At 71.1% G+C, this 22,302-nt stretch carries 35 protein-coding genes; 31 read left to right on the top strand and 4 right to left on the bottom strand.

Annotation, left to right across the window (positions count from 1 at the left end; all coding sequences use genetic code 11):
- The first annotated feature begins 18 nt into the window (after window positions 1-18).
- The 4 genes from ACYVOM_RS33830 (at window position 19) to ACYVOM_RS33815 (ending at window position 1,330) form a co-directional block, all read left to right on the top strand.
- On the top strand, window positions 19-366 hold the full coding sequence (locus ACYVOM_RS33830; protein WP_460307653.1) for a hypothetical protein: 348 nt from the start codon (window positions 19-21) through the stop codon (window positions 364-366).
- A gap of 103 nt (window positions 367-469) precedes the next feature.
- On the top strand, window positions 470-814 hold the full coding sequence (locus ACYVOM_RS33825; RefSeq protein ID WP_460307652.1) for a DUF6247 family protein: 345 nt from the start codon (window positions 470-472) through the stop codon (window positions 812-814).
- A 4-nt stretch (window positions 815-818) separates the two neighbouring features.
- Window positions 819-1,106: a hypothetical protein gene (locus ACYVOM_RS33820; protein WP_460307651.1), complete on the top strand. Its 288-nt coding sequence runs from the start codon at window positions 819-821 to the stop codon at window positions 1,104-1,106.
- Window positions 1,103-1,330 (top strand): hypothetical protein, encoded by a 228-nt coding sequence (locus ACYVOM_RS33815; RefSeq protein ID WP_460307650.1) that lies wholly within the window; start codon window positions 1,103-1,105, stop codon window positions 1,328-1,330. The genes ACYVOM_RS33820 and ACYVOM_RS33815 overlap by 4 nt, the downstream gene beginning before the upstream one ends.
- 273 nt (window positions 1,331-1,603) lie before the next feature.
- Here the strand turns inward: ACYVOM_RS33815 and ACYVOM_RS33810 are convergent, their stop codons facing one another.
- Together ACYVOM_RS33810 and ACYVOM_RS33805 are read right to left on the bottom strand one after the other, a co-directional pair.
- Window positions 1,604-2,383 carry a hypothetical protein gene (locus ACYVOM_RS33810; protein ID WP_460307649.1) on the bottom strand — a complete coding sequence of 260 codons (780 nt, stop codon included), beginning with the start codon at window positions 2,381-2,383 and terminating at the stop codon, window positions 1,604-1,606.
- 159 nt (window positions 2,384-2,542) lie between these two features.
- Window positions 2,543-3,430 carry a hypothetical protein gene (locus tag ACYVOM_RS33805; RefSeq protein WP_460307648.1) on the bottom strand — a complete coding sequence of 296 codons (888 nt, stop codon included), beginning with the start codon at window positions 3,428-3,430 and terminating at the stop codon, window positions 2,543-2,545.
- 107 nt (window positions 3,431-3,537) lie between these two features.
- On the opposite strand from ACYVOM_RS33805, the gene ACYVOM_RS33800 reads away from it, so the two are divergent.
- The 20 genes from ACYVOM_RS33800 (at window position 3,538) to ACYVOM_RS33705 (ending at window position 13,576) form a co-directional block, all read left to right on the top strand.
- Complete coding sequence (locus tag ACYVOM_RS33800) at window positions 3,538-4,545, top strand: N-acetylmuramoyl-L-alanine amidase (RefSeq protein WP_460307647.1); 1,008 nt, start codon at window positions 3,538-3,540, stop codon at window positions 4,543-4,545.
- Window positions 4,545-4,784, top strand: coding sequence for a hypothetical protein (locus ACYVOM_RS33795; RefSeq protein ID WP_460307646.1), 240 nt, complete (start codon window positions 4,545-4,547; stop codon window positions 4,782-4,784). Before ACYVOM_RS33800 ends, ACYVOM_RS33795 begins: the two co-directional genes overlap by 1 nt.
- The gene (locus ACYVOM_RS33790; RefSeq protein WP_460307645.1) at window positions 4,781-5,503 is read left to right on the top strand and encodes a C1 family peptidase; all 723 of its coding nucleotides are present in this window, start codon (window positions 4,781-4,783) and stop codon (window positions 5,501-5,503) included. Before ACYVOM_RS33795 ends, ACYVOM_RS33790 begins: the two co-directional genes overlap by 4 nt.
- A complete protein-coding gene (locus ACYVOM_RS33785; protein ID WP_460307644.1) occupies window positions 5,500-5,796 on the top strand; it encodes a hypothetical protein in 297 nt (98 codons plus the stop codon). Before ACYVOM_RS33790 ends, ACYVOM_RS33785 begins: the two co-directional genes overlap by 4 nt.
- 91 nt (window positions 5,797-5,887) lie before the next feature.
- The gene (locus ACYVOM_RS33780) at window positions 5,888-6,331 is read left to right on the top strand and encodes a single-stranded DNA-binding protein (RefSeq protein ID WP_460307643.1); all 444 of its coding nucleotides are present in this window, start codon (window positions 5,888-5,890) and stop codon (window positions 6,329-6,331) included.
- Between the two features lie 75 nt (window positions 6,332-6,406).
- A complete protein-coding gene (locus ACYVOM_RS33775) occupies window positions 6,407-6,718 on the top strand; it encodes a hypothetical protein (protein ID WP_460307642.1) in 312 nt (103 codons plus the stop codon).
- 62 nt (window positions 6,719-6,780) lie between these two features.
- Window positions 6,781-7,020, top strand: a complete 240-nt coding sequence (locus tag ACYVOM_RS33770) for a hypothetical protein (RefSeq protein WP_460307641.1) — start codon at window positions 6,781-6,783, stop codon at window positions 7,018-7,020.
- Window positions 7,021-7,043: 23 nt separating this feature from the next.
- Window positions 7,044-7,343, top strand: coding sequence for a WhiB family transcriptional regulator (locus ACYVOM_RS33765; protein WP_460307640.1), 300 nt, complete (start codon window positions 7,044-7,046; stop codon window positions 7,341-7,343).
- Between the two features lie 157 nt (window positions 7,344-7,500).
- Window positions 7,501-8,343, top strand: coding sequence for a hypothetical protein (locus ACYVOM_RS33760; protein ID WP_460307639.1), 843 nt, complete (start codon window positions 7,501-7,503; stop codon window positions 8,341-8,343).
- Between the two features lie 35 nt (window positions 8,344-8,378).
- A complete protein-coding gene (locus ACYVOM_RS33755; protein ID WP_460307638.1) occupies window positions 8,379-8,540 on the top strand; it encodes a hypothetical protein in 162 nt (53 codons plus the stop codon).
- Window positions 8,541-8,542: 2 nt separating this feature from the next.
- Window positions 8,543-8,698 carry a hypothetical protein gene (locus ACYVOM_RS33750; protein WP_460307637.1) on the top strand — a complete coding sequence of 52 codons (156 nt, stop codon included), beginning with the start codon at window positions 8,543-8,545 and terminating at the stop codon, window positions 8,696-8,698.
- A 63-nt stretch (window positions 8,699-8,761) separates the two neighbouring features.
- On the top strand, window positions 8,762-9,406 hold the full coding sequence (locus tag ACYVOM_RS33745; RefSeq protein ID WP_460307636.1) for a helix-turn-helix domain-containing protein: 645 nt from the start codon (window positions 8,762-8,764) through the stop codon (window positions 9,404-9,406).
- Window positions 9,400-9,945: a hypothetical protein gene (locus ACYVOM_RS33740; RefSeq protein WP_460307635.1), complete on the top strand. Its 546-nt coding sequence runs from the start codon at window positions 9,400-9,402 to the stop codon at window positions 9,943-9,945. The genes ACYVOM_RS33745 and ACYVOM_RS33740 overlap by 7 nt, the downstream gene beginning before the upstream one ends.
- Window positions 9,936-10,058 (top strand): hypothetical protein, encoded by a 123-nt coding sequence (locus ACYVOM_RS33735; protein ID WP_460307634.1) that lies wholly within the window; start codon window positions 9,936-9,938, stop codon window positions 10,056-10,058. The genes ACYVOM_RS33740 and ACYVOM_RS33735 overlap by 10 nt, the downstream gene beginning before the upstream one ends.
- 77 nt (window positions 10,059-10,135) lie before the next feature.
- Entirely contained in the window at window positions 10,136-10,741 is a 606-nt protein-coding gene (locus ACYVOM_RS33730; protein WP_460307633.1) for a hypothetical protein, read from the top strand.
- Window positions 10,742-10,968: 227 nt separating this feature from the next.
- Window positions 10,969-11,451 (top strand): helix-turn-helix domain-containing protein, encoded by a 483-nt coding sequence (locus tag ACYVOM_RS33725; protein WP_460307632.1) that lies wholly within the window; start codon window positions 10,969-10,971, stop codon window positions 11,449-11,451.
- 139 nt (window positions 11,452-11,590) lie between these two features.
- Window positions 11,591-12,076: a hypothetical protein gene (locus tag ACYVOM_RS33720; RefSeq protein ID WP_460307631.1), complete on the top strand. Its 486-nt coding sequence runs from the start codon at window positions 11,591-11,593 to the stop codon at window positions 12,074-12,076.
- A gap of 118 nt (window positions 12,077-12,194) precedes the next feature.
- Entirely contained in the window at window positions 12,195-12,575 is a 381-nt protein-coding gene (locus ACYVOM_RS33715) for a hypothetical protein (RefSeq protein ID WP_460307630.1), read from the top strand.
- Window positions 12,576-12,641: 66 nt separating this feature from the next.
- Complete coding sequence (locus tag ACYVOM_RS33710) at window positions 12,642-12,776, top strand: hypothetical protein (protein WP_460307629.1); 135 nt, start codon at window positions 12,642-12,644, stop codon at window positions 12,774-12,776.
- A gap of 110 nt (window positions 12,777-12,886) precedes the next feature.
- Window positions 12,887-13,576, top strand: coding sequence for a hypothetical protein (locus ACYVOM_RS33705; RefSeq protein WP_460307628.1), 690 nt, complete (start codon window positions 12,887-12,889; stop codon window positions 13,574-13,576).
- A gap of 7 nt (window positions 13,577-13,583) precedes the next feature.
- Here ACYVOM_RS33705 and ACYVOM_RS33700 read toward each other — a convergent pair whose 3' ends face one another.
- Together ACYVOM_RS33700 and ACYVOM_RS33695 are read right to left on the bottom strand one after the other, a co-directional pair.
- Window positions 13,584-14,642 carry a hypothetical protein gene (locus ACYVOM_RS33700; RefSeq protein WP_460307627.1) on the bottom strand — a complete coding sequence of 353 codons (1,059 nt, stop codon included), beginning with the start codon at window positions 14,640-14,642 and terminating at the stop codon, window positions 13,584-13,586.
- The gene (locus tag ACYVOM_RS33695; RefSeq protein ID WP_460307626.1) at window positions 14,642-15,733 is read right to left on the bottom strand and encodes a tyrosine-type recombinase/integrase; all 1,092 of its coding nucleotides are present in this window, start codon (window positions 15,731-15,733) and stop codon (window positions 14,642-14,644) included. The genes ACYVOM_RS33700 and ACYVOM_RS33695 overlap by 1 nt, the downstream gene beginning before the upstream one ends.
- Before the next feature lie 228 nt (window positions 15,734-15,961).
- Between ACYVOM_RS33695 and ACYVOM_RS33690 the strand changes: the two genes are divergently transcribed.
- The 7 genes from ACYVOM_RS33690 (at window position 15,962) to ACYVOM_RS33660 (ending at window position 22,283) form a co-directional block, all read left to right on the top strand.
- A complete protein-coding gene (locus ACYVOM_RS33690) occupies window positions 15,962-16,510 on the top strand; it encodes a hypothetical protein (RefSeq protein ID WP_460307625.1) in 549 nt (182 codons plus the stop codon).
- 2 nt (window positions 16,511-16,512) lie between these two features.
- Window positions 16,513-17,055: a hypothetical protein gene (locus ACYVOM_RS33685; RefSeq protein ID WP_460307624.1), complete on the top strand. Its 543-nt coding sequence runs from the start codon at window positions 16,513-16,515 to the stop codon at window positions 17,053-17,055.
- 151 nt (window positions 17,056-17,206) lie between these two features.
- Complete coding sequence (locus tag ACYVOM_RS33680) at window positions 17,207-17,668, top strand: hypothetical protein (protein ID WP_460307623.1); 462 nt, start codon at window positions 17,207-17,209, stop codon at window positions 17,666-17,668.
- Window positions 17,669-17,685: 17 nt separating this feature from the next.
- A complete protein-coding gene (locus ACYVOM_RS33675) occupies window positions 17,686-19,425 on the top strand; it encodes a hypothetical protein (protein WP_460307622.1) in 1,740 nt (579 codons plus the stop codon).
- A gap of 274 nt (window positions 19,426-19,699) precedes the next feature.
- Window positions 19,700-20,047, top strand: coding sequence for a hypothetical protein (locus tag ACYVOM_RS33670; RefSeq protein ID WP_460307621.1), 348 nt, complete (start codon window positions 19,700-19,702; stop codon window positions 20,045-20,047).
- Between the two features lie 54 nt (window positions 20,048-20,101).
- Window positions 20,102-20,308, top strand: a complete 207-nt coding sequence (locus ACYVOM_RS33665) for a hypothetical protein (protein ID WP_460307620.1) — start codon at window positions 20,102-20,104, stop codon at window positions 20,306-20,308.
- Window positions 20,309-20,321: 13 nt separating this feature from the next.
- Window positions 20,322-22,283, top strand: a complete 1,962-nt coding sequence (locus ACYVOM_RS33660) for a phage portal protein (protein WP_460307619.1) — start codon at window positions 20,322-20,324, stop codon at window positions 22,281-22,283.
- Window positions 22,284-22,302: the final 19 nt, after the last annotated feature.

The following is a 22,302-nucleotide window of genomic DNA, read 5'->3' as shown; positions in this document are numbered from 1 at the left end:
AAAGGCAACCCCCCTGCCATGGCGACCGCCCAGATCCTCGACCTCTACCGCCGGTACCACGCTCTCAAGGAAAGCGGCGGCGTCCCCGGCTCCGAAGCCGTCGACCTCCTCGACGCCTTCTTCGCCGAGAACGGCATCCGCGACGACAGCGCCCCCGACGACCTCCGCACCTACCGGGCCGTGATCACGGTCGACCTGACGTCCTGGTGGGACCTGGAGGTCGACGAGCTCCCCACCGCGCTCCGGTACGCGCTCAACGGCGCCAAGGTGCACGTCAGGGAATACGACTCTCAGGAGATCGTGGTGAGCGAGGTGTTCGTGCACAGCGCCGAGATCACCCAGCAGCCCGAACCCGAACCCGAGTGAGCAGCCCCTGGCCGTGACGGCGCGCACCCCAAGGGGTGTGCGCCGTCTGCCGTTTCCGGCCCGAACCCCGCACCCATCGCGCCCATGCAGGTACTGTGCGGTCATGAGCGCTCAACCGATCGAGCCGCATCCGGCCGCCCCCGTCCCGCCCGCCGGCCTGCCCGCCTCGATCCGCGCCGCCCTCAAGGCGCGCGGCGATGAGGACGGGTTGGAGGCCTTCACCGACGAGTACCGGGCCGCCCTCGCCGCGGCCGGCGCCGACGACGTGTTCAACCTCGGGGAGCTGCACGCCGTCCTGGAGCGGTGGCACCGGTACGTGAGGCTCCCGGCGCCGACCGGCGACATGGTCGAGATCGCGGAGCGGGCCGCGTCCGGGCACGACCTTCTCGGCCTCATCGGCAACCTCAGCGGCGCGGAGCTCGTCGACGCGCTGCGCCGGGCCGGCTGAGTCCTTGACCGAGCCTCCGCAGCGGCCCGAACGCGACGAGCCGTTCGTGCCCGTGTTCGCCGCCCAGTTCGAGATCCAGCTCCCCACCCTGCCGGTGGACTGCCGTATGGCGCTCGCCGACGTCCTGGAGTCCCTCGTGTGGGACCCGTGGAGCGCATCCGAGCGGTACAGCCCCCGCCAGGCACCGGAGTGGCGGACGGTCGCGTTCGGCGACGGCCGCGGCCTCCTGTCGTTCGTCATCTCCGAGAAGCGAAGCGTGATCATCGCGCTGGACGCGCAGTGGCTGGGGTGAGCGGATACCCCGCGGCGCCGGCCGACGGGCCGCTGGTGTCGCTGTCGGACTTCGAGACCGACCACGAGCTGGACGTGTGGCTGGCGTCCGTCCCGGTAGAGCATCTGCCCGCGGTGCTGGCATCTCTGTCGGCCCAGGCCGATCAGGCTTTGAAGGCCCACCGCGACCGCATCGCGGACGGCCTGGAGGCGCTCGCCCAGCGCTGGATCACCCGCGGACCGTGATCCACGTTCCGTGACGAGAGTGCGGGATTCCCCGGGGCGAGCAACTACTGTCTGTGAAATCCGGGGGGTTGGGGCTGTCTCCCGGCAAAGAGTGGGCAGCCCCAACCCCGCAACGCGAGGTGTTCCCTGCCTCCTCGCGCCGGTGCCGACGGCCCGGAGGGACCGCCCAAGGGGTGGTCCGACCGTCAGCGCGGCGCCGGTCCGGAATCCGGCCGTGATCCCGACCCGGCATGTGGTCCGGTAGAAGGCTTATCGGACAGGGTGTGCTGGATGTTACGGCTGTTCCGCCGAAAGTCTCAACTTCCGCTCCGCGAAGTAGACCGCGCGGTTGAGCGTGTCCATCCGCGCCGCCAGCATGATCAGCTCCTGTTGCAGGGCCAGAAGGGGCCGGTCCCACTCGCTGCCGGCGTCGACGGGGCCGTGGAAGTTGAACACCACGGCTGCGTTCCTGGCCGTCACGTCCATGACCTTGTAGACGGCCGCGAGGAACGTTTCGCACTCCCGCGCGGAGGTGTACCCGGGTGCTACCTCGACCCGCGCCGCTGTCAGGTTCTCCAGCGCTTCGTGCAGGCTGGGGCCGAGCCGGTCGAACGCGCCCAGCGGCAGGGGCTCCATCGCCCACGTGACGCGCTGGGCTGCCTCCCACAGGGACTGCATCGGCTCGCGGACCCTCTCGCCGCCGCCCGGCTCGGCGACGTCGAGGCGCTCGGCGACCGACACGAACGCCTTGCCCTTCGTCCTCGCCGGCGGCGGGAACTGCGTCCGCTCGGCGCTCGTCGTCGGCTCCAGGTCCGTCGGCATCTGCGCGATGTCCTCGAAGGAGGTCTCGCGGCACTGCACTCCGTACACGCCGTCCTCAGCGTCGGAGACCTTCCAGCCGTCCCAGGTCGACCAGCCGTAGCCTCCACCGGTCACAGCGAACGTGCCGTACAGCGCCTTCTCGTTGTCGGGGTCAGGGACCTCGATGCGGACGCGGGTCCCCTTGGGGAGCGCGGCGAACATGGCGGCGAGATCCTCGGACCGCAGCTCGCGGTCCTGGTGGTCATCGGTCATGCCACCCAGCCTTCCATCTGAGTCTCCACCGTGTTCCCGAATGCGCACAAGCCGCGAAGCCACGGATCTGTACCCTGGTCGTGAAGCACTCTGCTGGTCCAGAGGAAGGCCCGCCGGCACACTGGGAGCTGCAACTCCCCGCCGGTGGGCCTTCGGCGGCTACCAGCCCTCTTCTTGGATCTCCCGCAGCAGCGACACCACCAGCATGACGGCGATGAGCGCGTTGCCCGCGTTCACCTGGACCGGGTTATGGACGTCGTGGGCGGTCGCGTGCCGGCTGAACACCGCCGGGACCGGGTCCCCCTTGTCCGGCCAGTACTCCGCGAGAGCCTGCACCGCGGGGCTGACGGCAGTCGCCGTCCGGAACTGCGAGAACGTCATGCCCTCGCCGACGGCATGCGCGGCAAGGCTCGTCTGCATCGTCTTGTACACGTACTTCTGCTGTGCGGGCACCAGGAGGCCGCGCTTGGCGAGGTCCCGGAGAAGCCGGTCGAACAGGTTGCTCGCGTGGGACTGCGCGGGGCCGTGGAGCCCGTGGTCCAGGGCGTCGACGGCCACGGCCGCCGCTCCCGCGAGGCCGCTCAGTTCCGGCTGTGTCACTTCGGCGAGCACAAGGCGGCAGTCCTCGACGATGTCGACAGTGCGCGCGACCAGGATGCCGACCCGCTCCGCCCGGCCATCGGCCGCGACCAGCTTCTGCACGATGTCCTTGCGCGGGACGTAGCTCAGGGGGATCCCGTCGTCGAGCAGGATCGAGAAGACGGTCTCCAGCCTGCGGTCACCGACGACCTCTCCGTACGGGTTGTCGGCGCCCCAGTTCGGCGGCGCCCACCCCTCCGGCAGGCGGAGTTTGCTGAGCGTCTCAAAGAGCGGCTTAAGGCCCTCCATCATGCCCGTGGCCACCTGCGTGTGCGTCAGGCTGATCAGCTTGACCTGTTCGGCGAAGCGCGTGAGCGCCGGCCCCAGCACAGCTGTGAGAGTCGTCTGAAGGGCGGCGAGCCCCTGGAGCGTCTGCTGGGTGGCTTCGTCGGGGGAGGGTTCGTTCACGATCCAAGCCTGCCCGCAGGCGGGGTACCGGCACAAACGGTTTCGCGCGGCAAACCTGCAACGCTCCCGCAGGACGTTAAAGCATCGGGCGAGACAGCATCCGGGCCATGGGGGAACCGAAGGTCACCGTCCGCGCCGTCCACTACTCGACGGCGCTGAACACGCCCATCAAACGGATCGTCATTCACGCGACCTGCCCGCCGGGCGTGCCGTTCCCGACGGCGTCCGCCCGCGGCAAGGCCGCCTCTACAGCCAAGTACTTCGCGTCTCAGGCCTCCGGCGGGTCCGCCCACTACATCGTCGACGCGGGCGGCGCCTCAACCGAGGAGCACTGTCTGCCCGACGACGCCGTCGCCTGGCACGCGCCGCCGAACACCGGCTCCATCGGCATCGAGATCTGCGGGCAGGCCACCTACACGCGCGCCCAGTGGCTCGATTCGAAGGTGTGGCCGGCGGTCGCCGCGGCCGCGGCGCGCACCCGGGAGCTGTGCGAGCGGCACGGCGTCCCGGTCAAGCGGCTGACCGTCGCCCAGGTCGCGCGCGGGGAGCGCGGCGTGTGCGGCCACGTCGACGTGTCGCAGGCGTTCGACAAGTCCGACCACACCGACCCGGGCCCGAACTTCCCCTGGGAGGAGTTCATGAAGGCCGTCAGGGGCGAGTCCACCACGAAGCAGGAGAGCGGTTCGTTGAAGATCCTGGCGTCGCTGAAGGCGACCAAGCCCCTCGTCATCCAGCCCGGCCAGCGCCGCTCGATCGTGTTCGACACCGAGCTGAAGGACCCGAAGAACATGCACGCGGACGGCGCCTACCCGGCGCTGTTCCCCCACCTCGGCGAAGAGGCCCTCGCCACCCTGTCCCTCACCGTGTCCGGCCTGGCGCCCGACGCCGCGGTGCGGGTGGCGTTCGCCCGCTACGAGCGCGACACCAACACGCTCGCCGGCGACGTGTACGGCGAGGACAAGGCCGCGGGGACCGGGAACGCCGACGGCGTCGCCGAGTTCGTCCTGACGGGTCTGCTGTGGCTCGATCCCGACCAGAAGTACCGGGCCGACGTCGTCAACCTGTCCGGCCAGCCCATCACGGTCACCAAGGCCTGGTGGAAGGTGGACCACTGATGGGCCGCGCCTCGGCCGTCCTGCGCCGGTACGCCGCGCCGATCCTCACCCACAGCGGCATGGCCGCCGTCATCTGCTCGATCGGCGTGGACCGCGGCTTCACTGCGGCCCTGACGGTGGGCGGCCTGTGGCTGATGTCCGCCGGCCTGTGCCGCGCGGCCGCCGACAGCGCCCACCGCGCCGCCAAGGCCCGCGAGGCCTCGCAGATGGCGAAGCCGCCGGGAGCGCCGCCGCGATGACGACGGTACGGCTGCCGGAGGTGCCCGGGCGTGCGCTCGGGCGGCACATCGAGCACGACGAGCGGTCCCGCGCCTACGCGCTCCCCGAACCGAGCGCGGTCCGCCGGCTTCGCGGACGGGGCAGGTCGGTGTACTGGGAGCGGCGCGCCCCCATCTGGGACCAGGGCGACGTCGCCATGTGCACCGGTATGGCGATGGCCGGGATCATCGCGACGGACTCGGCCGGCCGCGGCGGCGACGCCCGCGTCACCGACACGACCGCCTTCCAGCTCTACACCGTCGGGACCGCCCTGGACGACATCGCGGGCGACTGGCCCGACGTCGACACCGGCTCTACCGGGCTCGCCGTCGCCAAGGCCGCGCAGGTGATGGGGTTCATCGCCGGGTACCGGCACGCGTTCACCGCCGCGGCGGCGATCGCCGCGCTTGATCGCGGCCCGCTCATCGTCGGCCTCCAGTGGCTGTCCGGCCTCGACGAGCCCGACAGCGCGGGCGTCGCCTCCTACCGGGGCTATCCGCAGGGCGGCCACGAGGTCGCGCTGATCGGCCGCGACACCAAGGCGCGGGTCGTGTGGTTCGCGAACTCCTGGGGCCCCTCGTGGGGGGTCGGCGGGTACTTCGCGCTCGGCTACGGCGACTTCGCGGCCGCGCTCGCTTCCGGCGGGGACTGCACCCAGCCGGACCTCTACCTCCCCTACAGCGAAGGGATTTTCCTATGAGCAGGCTCATCAGCCGCGTCGTCGACGCCTACGTCACCAGCTACATCCGGACCGCCGTCCCGGCCGGCGTCGCCGTCGTCGTCGCCTGGCTGGCCACGCACGGCCTCACGCTGCCGGACGCGGCCGTCCTGGAGTCCACCGAGGCGTTCACCGGCTACGTGTTCCTCGGCTACTACGGGCTCGTGCGGGCGCTGGAGGGCCGGTTCCCGTGGGTCGGGTGGCTGCTCGGCAAGGCCACCGAGCCGCAGTACGCGTGGACCAGCAAGGCGCTGAGGTTGCCGCGCCGCTTCTGAGACCGGATGGGCCCGGGACGTTCCGGCGCCGCGCAGCCTTGCGGGTGCCCCGTCCCGGGCCCATCCCCATTCACCGAGACAAGGGGGGTGCGTGGTGGCTGGGGAGACGCCCATCACGATCGTCGGGAACCTCGTGGAGGATCCGACGCTGCGGTTCACGCCGGGCGGGCACGCCGTCGTGTCGTTCCGGATCGCGTCGACGCCGCGGTTCTTCGACAAGGCGGCGAACGCGTGGAAGGACGGCGAGTCGATCTTCCTGACGGTGCGGGCGTGGCGGACGCTCGCGGAGAACGTCGCGGAGTCCCTGAGCAAGGGGCAGCGGGCCATCGTCCAGGGCCGCCTCGCCCAGCGGTCCTACCAGACCGAGGAAGGGCAGAAGCGAACCGTGTACGAGGTGGAGGCCGACGACATCGGGCCGTCCCTACAGCGGGCTACGGCGCGGGTGGAGCGGGTGGACAGGGGCGGCGGCCGGGAGGCGTTCGCGCGGGCTCGGGGGGAGGTCGGCAGGGAGCAGGACCCGTGGGAAACCTCCTAGACAAAGGGTGCCCAAACCCGATATGATTTTTCATGTCGGGTTTGAGACACCCGGCGCTGACAGGGAGGAACACCCATGCACCGCAAGCTTCCGAACACCCGCGCCGCCGCCATCGGCAACGCCATCCTCGCCGCCCTGAAGTGGATCAGCCGCACCCTCTGGGAGTTCCTGGCCATCCTCGCCTTCGTGCTCATCGGCTGCTCCTGGATCACGGTCCTGGACCTGTTCTGGGGCTTCGACCCGACGTCGGAGTGGACCCCCGCCATCTTCAGCGGCGCGGCGATCCTCCTGCTCCTCGCCGCCGCGCCCGGCGCGCTCCACTACTTCGAGCGCCGCGAGAACACCGACCGCCCCACCACCCCCGGCGACGACCCCGACGCGTCCTGACGCACCGCGCGGCCCCCAGAGCACTGGGGGCCGCCCCTCCCGGCAGCGAAGGACACAAGCCCATGCGCACCGACAGCATCCCCGCCATGCCCAAACCGCCCGCGACCCGGGGCCGCCGCCGCTCCTGCCGAGCGTGCGCCGTCCTGTGGGTCGACCGGTCCGGCCACCCCACCGGCTGCTGGTCCTGCGGCGGACCCGACACCCCCGACTGGGAGCCCCGTCTCCCCACCGGCCTCTACCTCGACCCGTTCTTCACCCCCAAGCCCCAGCCCGCCGCCGTGCCCCCGGCGTACGTCCACTAACCCCCCGGAAGGACCCACACCCCATGAAGAACGACGTCTCGTTCAAGAAGACCGTCCTGACCTGGGAAGAAACCCCCGCCTGCAAGGACCAGCCGTTCGAGCTGTTCTTCCCGCCCGACGGCGTGCGGGGCGAGGCGTTGAAGCTCCTCGTCGCGGACGCAAAGCAGATCTGCAACGGCTGCCCGCTCCGTATCCGCTGCGCCGACTACGCCCTCAACAAGCCCGAGAAGTACGGCGTGTGGGGCGGCCTCGACGAAGACGAGCGGACCACCAAGCGCCGCCGCGTCGCGCGCCGCCGCTCCGCCTCCGGACAGGCCGCGTGAGCGACTCCTGGAAGGCCCGGCAGTGCCCTCACCCGCCCTGCCGGGCCCGCCCCAACGAGCCCTGCACCGACGTGAACGGGCGGCCCCTGAGCAAGTCGATCGCCCACCACTCCCGCCTCAACCCGCCGACCGTCCCCCCACAGGAAGAGACCGCACAATGACCGGCACCCGCACCAAGCTCCCCACCGACCAGGTCACCCAGGAGAACGCCTGGCACGTCCTGCACACCCTCGGCGGCCCCGACACAGAAGGCGGCTACGCGGCCGGACACGTCACCGTGAACGTCATCCGCTCCCTCCGCTGCGCCTACCCCTCCACCGTCGCGAAGTTCCAGCCCGGCTTCCCTGGACTCATCCAGGCCGTCGCCCTCTACGAGTCCGGCAAGAACGGCATCAAGACCCTCCAGCGCATCGCCCAGGGTGACCCCGACCGGCCCGCCGTCGACGTCGACGCGCCCAGCCTCGACGCCGTGGAGGGCGAGATCAACCGGATCGCGGGCGTCATCAGCCGGGCCAGCGCCGACATCGTCCAGCCCGTCCTCTACGCCGCCGCGTCCGAAATCCGTGCGGTGTGCCCGACCGCGGCCTACCTCCAGGTGGAGCCCTCCACCGACGGTTCGGGGCGGGGTATCGCGCGCCGCGTCCTGGACGCCGACCGGGCCACCGTCGAGACCAGCGAGGCCCTGTCCCGGGCGCTCGCCGACGCGAGCCTGGCCCTGTGCTGGCTGGGCGGCGAGAACGTGCAGGAGTGGCGCGCCCGCATGCGGGTCGTCGCCGACGACATCGAGCGCCTGGAACTCGACCTCGGCGAAGTCCTCGCCGACCCGCCGCTCATCGTCGACTACACCGACGACACCGTCGCCCTCCTCGACACCAACGCCACCCTGCACGGCAAGCTCACCGACGCCGTCGGCGCGCTCACCTCCGCGCAGACCCGCATCCAGGAACTGGAAGCCGAACTGGCGTCCGCGAAGGCCGTCGAGAACGGGGCCCTCCTGTGACCCGTCAACTGTGCAGGGGCTGCAACAGAGCCCCGATGGACACCCGGCTCCCGCTCTGCACGGGCTGCTTCTGGACGCTGCCCTCGCCGACACGCAACAAGGTGAAGGCCGCGCCCGCCGCCAACGCCCAGGCCGTCAACGATCGGCTGTACGCCGCAATCGCCGAGGGCACCGCCCTGCACGAGATCCGGCTGTAGCAGTGGCTGAACAACTGCCTCTGGTCGAGCTGGACGAGGACGCACCGGTCGACGAGCAGGCGCTTGTCGCCGGTGCGGACCTCATCATCGTGTGCTCCAGCGCCGGGAAGGACTCCATGGCGACGCCCACTACACCGCCCACTACGCCGACCGCCTGACCTCCTAACCGACCCCGGTGGGCGAGGCCGCCGCCTCGCCCACCCCCTCCCGAGGAAGTACCCATGCGCGTCCCCGCCGCCAGCCTCTTCTCCGCCAACGCGCGCAAGCTCCAGCGCGCCCAGGGCATCACTAAAGCCGACCTCGCCCGAGCCCTCGGCCTCACCCCCCGCGCCCTCGACGGCGAGTTCTTCGGCCGCGATGAGCTGACGATGGCACGCGCCGACCGGATCGCGCGTGCGCTCGGCACCACCGTGGGCACTCTGCTCGCCAATGGCAGGGAGGACGCGTGTCAGTGCGGCGACCTCGCGCTGATCGAGACGCTCCTGAAGTCCGCCGGGATCGAACAGGACGGAGCCGACGGCGTCGCGGCCGCCATCAACCGGGCGCACCGGCTCGCCCGAATGGCGGCGGCGGCGCGCGCCCAGACCGCCGACATGAAGGCGAAGCTCGACGCGGCCACCGATGGTGCGGCCGGGCCGCCGGAGAGCTGGAGCCACCTGGTCGGCGGGCTCCGCGCGGAGATCACCGCGCTCAAGCGGGAGCTTCGTGCCCGGTACGACGAGACGGCGCTCGGCAAGCAGGCCGCGGCGGCCCGCACCGAACTGGCGGCCGCGTTGGAGCGGATCAGCCGTCTGGAGGCCGAGAAGAAGGCGCTCGCCGCCCGCAACGCCGAAGTCGAGGCCGTGCTGCGGGGTGACCCGTGCTGAAGCGCCGCACCTGCCGGGTGCCTGGTTGCGGTGAGCCGCTCAAGAACCGCGTCTCCCTGATGTACGGGGTCGGCTCGACGTGCCGCACTCGCATGACGGACGACCAACTCGCGGAAGCGCTCGTGCTGACCCGGCAGGAGAACGACCCGAATTACGTGCCGCCGCCCAAGCTGGCGACGGCCGCGGCCCGGGCCACGAACCGGGCCGCCCGCGCGACCGTCTCCGCGGCACTCGCCGAAGTCACCTGCCACCACGGCGGCACCCCGGGCAGGTGCGGCCAGTGCACGCAGGAAGAAGACCCCGCCTACGGCGTGCGCCTGGTGATCGCCGAGATCCAGGACGAGCGCGACGCGGCCATCGACGCGCGGCTGTCCGCCTGGATCGACGCCAACCCCGACCATCCCGCCGTCGGGCGGGCCATCCGCAACCTCAACGCCAGCACCAACCGAAGGAGAACCTCATGGGACGCAAGAGCAGCAGCCGCGACGGCGAGTGGGGGCCGATCCGCGCGATCGCGGCAGCGGCCGGCGTGGGCCTGATCTTCCTCTTCACGCCCGACGACCAGATGGTCACGTGGACCGGCGACTACCTCCAGTCGGACCGGCCCCTGTTGGTGAAGACACCGGTGTCGCTCGTCGCCGACGCCAGCTAGCACCCTCCGCCCGGCGCGCTGCCCTTGTCCGCGCGCCGGGCCTTCCGCTGTTCTTCCACCTGATTGGAAATTGACCCGTGCTCACGCGTTCCGGCGTCCTCATGCTCGACACCTCCCAGCTCGACACCCCGTCGTTCACCGCGTTGCGGGACCAGATCCTTTCCGACCCGTCGCTGCTCGATGAGGAGAAGGCTGCGGTCGGCCTCGCGAACGAACTCGCGCTGGTCTTCTTCCGCGGCATCAATCCGGAGGTCGCCCGGATCCTCACGATCCACCTCGTCGCGCTCGCGATGAGGAACCTCTTCAGGGAGAGCCCGCCGAACGGCTACCTGCCCATGTGGGTGCGCGACGACGGATGCATCTACGTGGCCCCGCCGACGGGTGGGCCGTCGGAGCCGTCCGCGGCATTCAGCGGCGAGTTCCGGGCCCGGGTGATGGCCGAGTTCGGGGAGCTGCTGCCGATGGAGGACGCGGCGCACGCCGTGGATCGCATCGTAGTGGCCGCGCAAGAGGCATCCTCGCGTGTGATGGACCGGCTGTCGGATGAGCTCACCGAGTTGCGTGAGGCCACCCGGCCAGCCTCCCTCCGCGGCAAGATCCTCGACGCGCTCGCGGACCTCGCGACCGACGACCGCGAATCGGCGGTGAACGTCCTGCGGAGTGTTGTGGCGAGCCTGGAATAGCCACCATGTGCCCGAATTCGATACGATTAGATCGTTCGGGTTTGAGACACCCGGTCGGAGACAGGAGGAACCCCACGATGCCCTGGGTCGGAACCGCCGTCCCCCTCGAAGAGTGGACGCAGCTCACGCTCCACCTGCGGAGCCTCGGATATCCGGTGAAATGGCAGCTAGCCAAAGCGGGCCTCACAAGATGGAGGCCACTCCGAGGGGGCGGTGTTTCCCCCGCCGTGTACGTCTCGGTGGTCGCCGTTGCCGTCGCCGTCGGTGACCGCACTGCGGTGCCTGGCCACGACGGGGTGAGCGCGATCGGCTGGGTACTGGCCCAGCGGGCTGCCTACGAGGCCGGGCTGATCGAGGAGCCTCCGTTCACCGAAATGGAGGGGCGGGCCATCGACCGGGCCGAGCGCGAGGAGGAGGCGTCTGAGATCCGTCTCCGGGCGCTATCGCTGGTGCTCATCAACGGCCTCGATGTGGAGGTCGCGGCGCGGCGCTTGGACGTGACGTCGCGGTCGATCTGGCGCTGGCTCGACGCCGTGAAGACGCCGCGTTCGGTCTCTGCGGTGTCCAACCCCGACGTCGTCGAGCGGACCCGGTTCGTCCGCGGGGTGCTGGAGGAGCACCAGCGGCGCGGCGCGGAGGGCGCTCGTGCCGTCGCGGCCCGCCTCGGCCTGCCCCACCGCTCCGGGAAGATCTCGCCCAGTTGCCTTTAGAGCGTACTGTGGTCCACGGTGGGCGCCTTGAACTCCCCTGCCTAGCGAGGTGCCCCCCGTGACCGCTCCGCTCCCCTCCCGTCCGTCAGCCCGTGGCCTGTGGGATTTCCAGGCTGCGCAGCCTCCGGGGCGCCGGTTCATGCGGACCCGGCTCACGCTGGCGTGGATGGTGGAAGGCGGCTCTTATCGCGAGACCGGCGACAGCCCGCGCGAGGCGTTCACCAAGTACGTGCGCGAGGTCGCGCCGCGGGTGAGCCGACAGGCCGGCCTCGGCCGGTACGAGGTGCCGCTGTTGTGGTGGGTGGTGGGCCGGGATGAGCGCGACCACGAGGCGAAGTTGTTCGAGGTGCCTGCGCCGTTCGGCCGGAGGTCCTTCGATGGGGAGCCGGACTTCCTGGAGCAGTACACGGTGCCGCGGTCGTCGGACCGGGGCCTGCCGGTGAACTGGCTGTGCGACGTGCCGGTGGAGCCGGAGGGATTCATGTCTCCGGCGCTCGGCGGGTGGCGGCCGTCGCCGCTGTGCGCGTCGGTGAACCTGCGGCTGTTGGCCGCGGCCGCGGGGCTCCCGCTGCCGGCGGAGGAGCTGCCGCGGCTGAGGCCTCTGGTGCGCCGCCTCGCCTCATAGCCCTACTGGGGGTGTATCCGCGCTGGTCAGGGCATGTTTCCCCCATGCCCGCTTGTCGCAAAGGCGATATGATTCCTATGTTCGGGTTTGAGACACTCGGGCGGACAGGAGAACACCTTTGCGTACGTACGCGCTGGCGCGCCATGCCCAGCCACAAGAGATCGTCCCGCTGCGGGATTGGCGGGCACCCTTCCACATCCTCGCGGCGGTGCCCGTGCTCACCATCTACCGCACCCGCTCGATCAGGCCGCTGCCCTGCGCCACCGACGACGGCCGCCCCGCCGTCATGTGGACGCTGCCCGACAGCGATGACGGCGCGCACCGCGCCGTCATCGTCGCCGCCGCCGTCCGGCGCGGCCGCTTCGAGGTGACCGCCGCCGCCGACGGCCGCCGCATCCTGCGTTCCTCGCCCGTCCGCCGGTCGGCTCTGCACGGCGCGACCCTCGCCGTGATCGTGGAGGCATTCGGCACGCCGGGCCTGCTCCGCTCCGCCGCTTGACGGTCCTCCCGGGCCGCACGGCGGCCCGGGCCCCTCCTCGTCTTCCCCCTGTTCGGAGTGTGTTTCATGCTGCCTGTTTCCGGCATGCCCGACGGCGTCCTGGACGAGTTGCGCCACAAGGGCTCGCCGTTCGGCTGCCGGTCGAACGACCTGCCCGCCGGTTACGGGCACGAGGGCTTTGGAGACAGTGACCAAACCTGATATGATTTCTTCATTCAGATTTGGGCATTCGGTGGGCGGGGGCTGCTGGCTCCTGCCCACCTGGCCCGTACGCCCCAGCGTGAAGGGGGCTTAGACAAGGAGCGATTCCGATGAGCGAAGGCATCGACCTGAGCGCACTGCCCGACCAGATCGCAGAAGCCGCCCGCGAGCTGGTTGCCACGATGCTCGACGAAGCGGGCGTCGCGGGGCCGCGCGCCCAGATCGCCTACGACAACCAGCTCTCCGTCATCCTCGACGACGCGAGCAGCTCGCCCGAGCACGTCGCCCAGGACCTCGCCGCCGTCGTCGACCACCGGCGGTGGGGCATGTCGTGGGCGCGCAACCACATGCTGCACGTCATCATCACGGCCTTCGACCGGGACGGCCTGCGCATCGCCGAACTGGTGAGGATGGGCTTCGGGCTGAACCTGAACTATTGGAACCGGAACATCGCGCCCTACCGGCCCGCCTCGATGTCCTTCTGGGAAGGCGACACCCGGGCCGAAGCGCCGATCGCCTGGGCGTACTTCAAGGAGGCCGAAGCGGCGTACGACCGCGCGATCGAGGCCCGGAACTGGTTCTACTGGTATGCCTGCCGAGACCAGTTCCAGACGGACGAGCCCGTTGCGCCGTCGACGTGGGCGAAGTGGCTCGGCATGCTCGGCCCCGACGGCACCAGCACACGCGCGACCGTCTACCGGATCCAGGCCGCTGACAAGCCGCCGGCCCTGCCCTGGCACCGAATCGGCTGGCCCCTCGCCGAAGCCAAGCCGAAGGCCCGCCGGGCCAAACGCTCCTGACCGCCTTTCACGCCTCGTCGATCCCCATCTGTCCCGGGGCCTGGCCCGCCGGCGCCTCTCGCGCGCCGGCGGGCTTCGTGCGTTCCGGGCCCGCCTCGGTGATCGCCTGGAGCAGTTCGGCACGCATCTGCGCCATGGCCTCGCGTGTCTCTCGGCCCGCGGTGTCGGCCGCCTGCTGCGCTTCGGCGGCCCGCTCCTCGGCCGCGGCGGTCTTCGCCGCCGCTTCGCGCAGCAGGCCTTCAGCCCGGGCCTTGTCCTGCTCGGCGGCGGCCCGCACGGCGGCGAGTTCGCGTTCGACGTCGAGCGCGCGGTCCTGCGCGGCGGACAGGGCGCGGCGCAGCTCGTCGCCTTCGGTGTTCACGGCCGCGATCGCCTGGTCCTTGGCGGCGAGTTGATTGAGCAGGGTGCTGTTGTCGCTGCGGGCGGCGGCGAGGGCGGCCGCGGCTTCGGCTTCTCGCCTTTCGGCTTCGGCCTGGCCGCGCACGGCCGCGGCCGCCATCTGCTCGGCCTGGGTCTTGGCGGCGACGGTGTCGGCGAGCTTCTGCCGCGCTTCCTCGGCGTCGTCGATGATGCGGTCGGCGTCCGCCCAACGCTGGTTCGCGCGGCGCTCGGCTTCTTTTGCGCTCGCGACGATGTCGTCGGCACGCTCTCGGGCGACCCTTGCCTCGGCCCGCGCCGCCTTCGCGGCCTCCTCGGCGGACTGCGCAGCGGCCTCGGCGGCCTGGGTGCGGCGGTGTGCGTCGTTCGCGGAGTCGACGGCGTTCTGCGCGGTGGTCTCCAAACCCGCGACGATCGCTGCCGCCGCGGCGGTCAACTTGTCGGCGGCCTCGGTCGCGAGCTGGGCCGCTGGCGCGGCTTCGGCCCTGACGGTGTCCAGGACGGCGGCGGTCTGGGCGGCGTTGTCGGCCGACGCGTCCTGGTCTGCGCGGGCCTGCAACCGTTCCTTCTTGGCCGCGCTCTGGTGATCGGTGGAGCAGTACTTGGAGGGGCGGCCCGTCCCGGTGTGCGGGGGCAGCGGAGCGCGGCAGTAGGCGCAGACGCGGGCGTCGGGGGTCTGGGTGCTCATCAGGTCGTTCCGTTCTGCAGGTCGGTCAGCAGCGTGTTGAGCTTGTAGGCGAGCGTGCGGTCGAGGTCGCCCAGGTGGCCGTCGTAGCGATCGGTGGTGCGGGCATCGGAGTGGCCCATGAACTCCTGGACGTCGCCCTTGTTGACACCGTCGTCACGTAGGACGGTCACGATGGTGTGGCGCAGGGAGTGCGGCTTGATGTGGTCGGCGATGGGGATCTGGGCGGCCTTGGCGACGCGGCGCAGCAGGCGCCAGATGGCGGGCTCGTCGAGGCGGTTGCCGGTTCGGGTGGGAAACAGCGGGCCGCGGCCGTAGCCGCGCTCGGTCTCCAAGTACCGGTCGAGGGCCTCGACGCCGACCGGCGGCAGGACCATGCGCCGCATGGCTCCGGCAGGGCCCTTCACCGGCAGGTCGAGGACTTCATGGCCGGCGTCGTGGCCGTAGCCCTTCAGGTCGGCGCCGATGATGCCGCCGACGCGGCAGCCGGTGACCACGATGGTGACGAGCAGGGCATGGGTGCGGGCGCTTTCGTGGGCGCGCGCGTAGGCGAGCAGGGTACCGAGCTGCTCCTTGGACAGGGAGCGCGTCGTCGACGTCTGCGGGACGGCGGGTCGGTCCATGCCGGCGAACGGGTTGACGGCCGCTTGGTCGGCGCGCACGAGGTAGGTGTACCAGGAGGAGGCGGCCGCCAGTCGGCGCGCCCTGGTCGACGGCGACAGGGTCGCTTCACGCATCGCCGCGGCGTACTGGTCGGCGTGGACCGGGCGGGCGGCCGCCGCGGTGGTGCCGCGACCGGCGAGGTAGGTCACCCACCAGGCGACGTCGATCATGTAGTCGCGCTGGGTGGAGGGGCTGGTGCGGCGCTCTGAGCCGAGCCAGGCGGCGGTCGCCTCCAGCATGCCCGCGCTGGCGCCGTGCCTCAACAGGAGCTGCGCCAGGGGCGCCGAGAGGTCTGCTGGGGTGCGGCCGCGGATGGGTGCGGGGCCGCGCACGGGCACGGTGGGCGCGATGAGTACGGGTGTGTCGCCTGGTTCGCCGGGGCGGGGGACGACGCGGCCTTCCAGGGCGGGTTCGGGGATGTCGGGAGTCATCACCGGGCAGCCTCGCAGATGCGGGGCGTCGGGGTGGGTGCGACGCGGCGGTCGGGCGCGCGGGGGTGGCGCTGGGGCATGGAGCAGGGCCTTTCGTGATCAAGATCGCGTGGACTACAGGGTAACAGTCATTACCCTGTAGTCCCGGTGAAGGGGCACTTTCTGTTTCTGGAATCTGAATAGTAGTTTCCGTCTTTCTAGAAATGGAATCTCTGGTAGGATTGGATCATGAACACCCCCCATGAGCCCTACCTCGTCAACATCGCCGAATGCCGCATCGAGGACCCCGATGGCCACGACTGCGCGGAGCACGACGAGCCGTTCAGCAGCCTGGCCCCCGCCGTCGAGTACGCGGTCGTCCGCTCGGCCGGGGGCAGCTTCACCGCCGTCTACTCCGTCGACGTCGCCACCGGCGACGCGCAGCGGCTGCTCGCCGAGTACTGGGACGGGGCCGCGCTCACCGCCGAGCCCGAGCCGGAGATCCTCGCGCTGGCGCACCCCGTGCCCACCCGCCCCCTGGACGAGACCCCGCCGACCGGCCACGCCCCTTACCGCGTCCACTCCCTGCGGCCCGGCCTGACCGCCGACGGCCACCCGCACCCGGAGGACCGGCGGCCCTTCCGCAGCAAGGCCGCCGCCACCACATTCGCCGCCGTCCAGGCCCGCCGGTTCGGCCTCGACGCCCGCGTCCTGGCGATCGCCCCGGGCGGCGCGGTCATCAGAACCGTCTCCGCACTCGCCGCCGTCCCGCCCGCTCCGACCGCCTCCGGGAGCTGACCATGTGCGGAGTCCTCCGGGCCCTCACCCCTGCCGAGCCGCGTCCCGACCGGCCCGGCTACGTCGCGTACCGGCACCTCGTGACGTTCGACCACGAGTACTGCTTCAAGGACTACAGGAGCATCGACGGCCCCGCGATCGGCGAGGTCGTCGAGGAGTACGTCGAAAGCGGCGGAGAGCCGTTCGCGCCCGGCACCCTCCTGCTGGTGCACGACAACGTGTGCGACGAGTGCGAGGACTTCCACCACCACGACGAGGCGGTCGTCGACGAGCGCTTCGTGCTCGGTGAGGACGGCACGTGGCGCGACCCCGGCATCTCCTACCTGTGGGTGATGAACGAACCCGGGCCGGTCCGCGAGCGTGCCCGCGTCTCCCTCGACCTCGCGAAGGCCCCCGGCGGTAGCCTGTCGTTCGACTTGGACGATCGCTGGGCCGAGTTCTCCCCGCTGGAGCGCAAGCAGCACCTCGCGGATTTGGTGGAGCAGTTCGCCGCCCAGTGCCTGACCGTGACCGTCCTCGCGCCGGAGGCTGCCCCCCATGAGTGACACCTGGACCATCGACCTGCCCAAGTGGCCGCGGGTCCGCGCAGGGGCATGACGGCCAGGAGCGGCCCGGACTCTCCCATTGGAGGCGTCCGGGCCGTTCGGCGTTCCGACCCCGGGACGCAAAGCGGTGTGGCCTCGCACAATGCGCGGCATGAGCGATCTTCCCCCTTGCGGCGGCTGCCGGGCTCTCCCCCGCACGCCCCACATCGACGGCTGCGCGGTGGCTCGCTGTACCGAGTGCGGTCTTCAGCGGATCGCCTGCGCGCACGGAGACGCCGATGCCGGCTGGGGGCAGCGGTGGACCGGCCGGTACCCCGGGGAGGACGACGTCGAGCGGTTCGGCCTGGCCGACCTCAACGACCTCGCCGACCGGATCGCGGCCGGGATGCTCATGTGGGACCGGAACGGGCAGAGGTGGGAGCTGGACCCTTCCTGGGGACGGGGCGCCGCGGCGCTGCCGGTGCCGGAGCGTCCGGACAGGGTGAGGCCGCTTCCAGCGGAGGGGATGCCTTTCGCTTCCGGCGGTGTCGTGGTCGACGCCGCCGTAGCGGTCGTCCTGGGCGTTGACGTGCTGGCCCGTCTGAACTCGCCGCACCCGCCGCACTTCCTGTGAGCGAGGTTGCGGCGGCCGTGCGGACGGCGACATCGAAGCGGGCGGCGGCCCGCTCGCTGCTGGCTGCCCGGATGCTGGACGACCTGATGTCGATGCGGCCGGCGCTGCGGCGGGCGACCATCGCGGAGATCCCCGCGGACGCGTTGGCGGAGATCCTCGCCGTGTCGTGGGAGAAGCACGGAACCGTCTACCACCTGTGGGTCGACGACCCGGTGGGGTTCGTGACGCTGGTGCTGGGCGAAACGATGTGGTCCAAGCAGCGCGACGTGCTCGCGGCGATCCCCCAGTACTCGCGGATCGCCGTCCCTGCCGGGTTCGGTCTCGGCAAGACGCACCTGGCGGCGCGGGCGGCGACGTGGTTCTGCTGTGTCCGGCCGGTGGGGACGGCGTTGACGGTGACGACGGCGACCCGGTTCCGGCAGGTCCGTCACCAGCTCTGGCCGCATATTCGCAAGGTCCACGCACGCGCCGGCCTGCCGGGTGATTGCGATACAACGCAGTGGAAGATGCCCGACGCCAACGGCGTCGAGACGGTCGTGGCCTACGGGTTCTCCGCGCCGGAGCACGACGAGGCCGCGATGCAGGGCATCCACGCCGCGGCGCTCCTCCTGGTCGTCGACGAGGCCGGCGGTATCGGCAAGCTGGTCGGCCGCTCGACGCGCAACCTGCTGACCGGCGACGCGCGGATGCTGGCGATCGGCAACCCCGCCGCCGACGAGGAAGACACCTGGTTCGAGGAGCTGTGCGCGGACGGGCTGAAGGACGACGAGCCCGACACGGTGCTGGTGAGGATCGCGGCGACGGACTCCCCCAGCGTCACTGGCGAGGCCACCCAGATGTGCACGGACTGCGCGAGCGGGGAGCCGCACCCGCTGTCGAAGCACCTGGTGGACCCGAAGTGGATCGCGGGGGCGATCCGCGACCACGGGGAGAAGGCGCCGTACGTCATCGCGAAGGTGCACGCGGAGTTCCCCAAGGGCGGCTCCCTCCAGATCCTGCCGTCGGCGTGGGTGGACGCCGCCGCCCAGGCCGTCGAGCCCGAAGGGCCCGGGTGGGTGCGGCTGTGCGACCTCGGGCTGGCGGGCGAGGACGAAGCGTGGATGGTGAAGCGGGGCGCGTGGGTGCGGCTCGGCGTCGACGTCGCGGCCGACGGCGGCGACGAACTCGTCATCGCACGTTCCGTCGGCGACCTCGTGACGATCCAGCACATCGCGTCCGGGTCGGCGAACGCGGAAGCGACGGACGTGGCGAAGGCCGTGTGGGAGGAGATGAAGAAAGCGCGTGCGCTGGCGCACGCCCTGGGCACCCGGGCGGTGATCCGGGTGAAGGTCGATGCGAACGGCGTCGGCTGGGGCGTGGTCAGCATCCTGAAGGAACTGGTGAGGACCGACAAGGCGGGGCCCGCCCGCTGGGGTGTGTCGTTCGAGGTGGTGAAGGTGATGGTGTCGGAGTCCCCCGGGCACGAGCCGGACTCGCAGACGATGAGGCCGTACCGCAAGCGCGATGAGATGTGGCTCGCGGTCCGCTCGCTGCTGGCGCCGGCAGCTCCCCAAGGCCTGAGGCTGCGCGTCGACACCAAGGCGCTCGCCCAGCTCCGGACGCCCCGGTACTCGACAAACTCCGGCGGCTTCATCGTGGTCGAGTCCAAGGACTCGATGAAGGCCCGCGGGGTGCCTTCGCCCGACCGGGGCGACGCGGTGTGCCTCCTGGTGTACGAGCCTGAGCCGCTCCAGAAGCGTCCGACCCTCATCGTGTGAGGCGTGCGCAGCGTGACGAGTGCGCGAAATCGCCACGCTGTAGGGGTTTGCGGTGCTTCCGATACCCCCGGGATGGGTTTACTGTAAGCGGACTCAATGCAAGTGTGATTCGACTGGTCGTTCCGGTTTTCGTCTCGCGTCCCCCTGCATGGTGGTGCAGCGGCAGGGTGGCAACGGGTAGCAGGACGAACGGGGTGGCCGTCGCCAGGCTGCGGCCGCACGCGCCCATGAGGGGGGCGCGACGGGCCGCCTCACGGAAGTTGGGCACCGGGCTTTGACCTCCTCCACCACCACCAGTCCCATCGCGGACCACGAATGGCTGCTCGCTGCGCAGATCCCCGCGAGCCACGACTTGATCCAGCAGGCGAACCGCACGGGGTCGGTCTACACGGCCGGAACGTTCGTCGAGGTCACCGGCGTGTACTGCAAGCACTGCCGCCTGGAGTACTCGGCGGCGTTCGACGGGCCGTGCGACGCGCCCCGGGACAACACCCACCTGATCGGCGGCCGCGCCGACGGCTCCCGGGCCAAGCGCAAGCACCGGGGCCACGACTGCTTCGCGCTCGGCTGCAACACCGCCGAGGTCGTCGCGGCTCGCCAGCAGGCCGCCGCGAGACGGTAGCCGCGGCCCGCTCCTAGTCTTCCGGCTCGATCCCCACCCGATGGAGGCGAGCCGGTGAAGACCCACGCAGATCACGGCGGCGAGCGCGTGCCCGCCCATGACACAGGACGGCGATGGCGCGACCTCGCGGCCGTCGGCCTGATGATCCTGGGGGGCAGCATCGTCGCCACGACGCTTTTCGAGATCAGCACCGAGGCCGGCGCGATCTTCTGCGGGCTCGGGCTCGCCGTCGTCGGCGCCGTCATGGCGTTCGCGGACTGAGCGGGGATCGACAGTGCAGTTTCTGCCGTCGCTTCGGCGCAAGGCCCGGCCGATGCCCGCGGAGCCTTCGCCGGACCTCGAAACGAAGGACTTGTACGGGGCGTACTACGCGGCGCTCGCGGCCGTCGGCGGAGGCCTCTACACCGGCGGGCGGGCGAAAGAGTGGCCGCTGGAGCGGGCCGTCACCGAGGGCTACGAGCGGGTCGTGTGGACATTCAAGGCGATCAACACGATCGGGCAGCACCAGGCCGGCCTTCCGTTCCGGGCGATGGACGGCGCCGACGAGGTCAAGGACCACCCGTGGGCGCATCTGCTGAACGTGCAGTCGAATCCTCTGGAATCGGCGCTGATCTTCCGTAAGAGGTTGTCGGCGCAGTTCCTGCTGTCCAAGCGGGGCGTGTTCATCGAGGTGACGCGGTCGCGTGCGGGCACACCGGTTCGGATCGACCTGCTGCCGCCGGGCCGCACCGAGATCATCCCGGGCACCGGCGCCGAGCTGATCAAGTGCTTCCGGGTGACGCGTGCGGACGGCTCCTACGCCTACCTGGATCCCGAGCGGGTGAAGTGGCTGCGCGACCCGCACCCGATCGACCCGTTCGCCGGCACCACCCCGCTGGAGGCGGCGGGCCTGTCGATCGAGCTGGATTACTTCGCGGACTTGTACAACGCGACGTTCATGAAGAACGACGGGCGGCCAGGCGGTGTCCTGTCGCTCGACAAGGATGCCGACCCGGCGTCGATCGAGCGGGTCGTCGAGCGGTTCGGGCCCGGCCCGTATGAGGCGGGCAAGACGACCGTCGTCACCGGGAGCCTGTCCTATGTGGATACGGCGACGACGCCGCGCGACATGGCGTACGGCGAGATGGCGACGTCGACGAAGGAGAAGATCCTTGCCGCGTTCGGCGTCGCCGAATCCGTCCTTGGAAATGCCGCGAATCGGACCTGGGACAATGCTGAGCTGGAGTTGCACAACTTCTGGACGCTGACGATGCGGCCGCACAACGGCGGCATCCTGGACGGCCTGGTCGAGGATGACGGGCTGGACTGGGAGTTCGACACGTCCGGGATCACGGTGCTGGAGCGGCCGAAGCTGCTGCGCCGCCAGGAGGCGCGCGAGGAGGTCGCCGCGGGCCTGCGCACGATCGACGAATACCGGGAGGAAGCGGGCCTGCCGGTGCTGGATCTGCCGCACACCCGGGCGCTGTACCTGCCCGCGGGGCGCACGCCGATCCCGACGCGGGAGGAGGACGCCGAAGCGCTCGGCATGGGCGCGCCCGTCGAGGAGGAGGAACCCGCCGTCGAGGGGGGTGGTGACGCCGCTCTGGAGGAAGGCGGAGACGGTGAGGGCGGCGGTCTGCCGGTCGTCGATGTCGAGGCCGACGCCGATGTGGAGGAGGTGGAGGTGCCGGACGGTGAGACGAAGATGCTGCGGGTCCGGATCATCCGCGAGGACGTCGAGGCCGATCCGCCGGAGGTGAAGGCGCTGGCGGCCGCGGGCGGCGGCGAGGGCGGGCTGGAGGTCGCGGTGGCCGGTGCTCTGGCAGGGTCGATGGAGCGGATGGTGCAGCGGTCCCTGGCGCGGCTGCGGTCGCCGAAGGGCCGCAAGCACACCCGGCACTGGACGCCGCGCGAGGGCGTCCCGGTTGACACGTCCGTCGGCGACCAGGCGCTGGACGCGTCGGCGATCGTGGATCCGGTCCGGTGGGAGGCCGAAGCCGCGGCGGCGGTCATGCCCGTCCTGAAGGCGGCGTCGCTGTCGCCGGCAGCGGTGGCGGCGGCGCTCGGCTACGTCGAGCGGTCGGCCGCGGCCTCTGCCCGGGAGGTGACGGCGGTCATCACCAGGGGCGATCGCGGCGGCGCGGACGTCGATACGATCTCTTCGGAGATCCGCGACGCTGCGGCCGCGCTGCTCGACTCGCTGCCTGAGGCGGCGTTCGCCGTGCTCGGCGCGGCCCGGCGCGGCGCCGACCGCTAACCCCCGGCACTTCCCCCTT

It is taken from the genome of Actinocorallia aurea (genome assembly GCF_054783995.1).
Note: the sequence above shows the minus strand (reverse complement) of the source record. Positions and strands in the feature narration are given on the sequence as shown.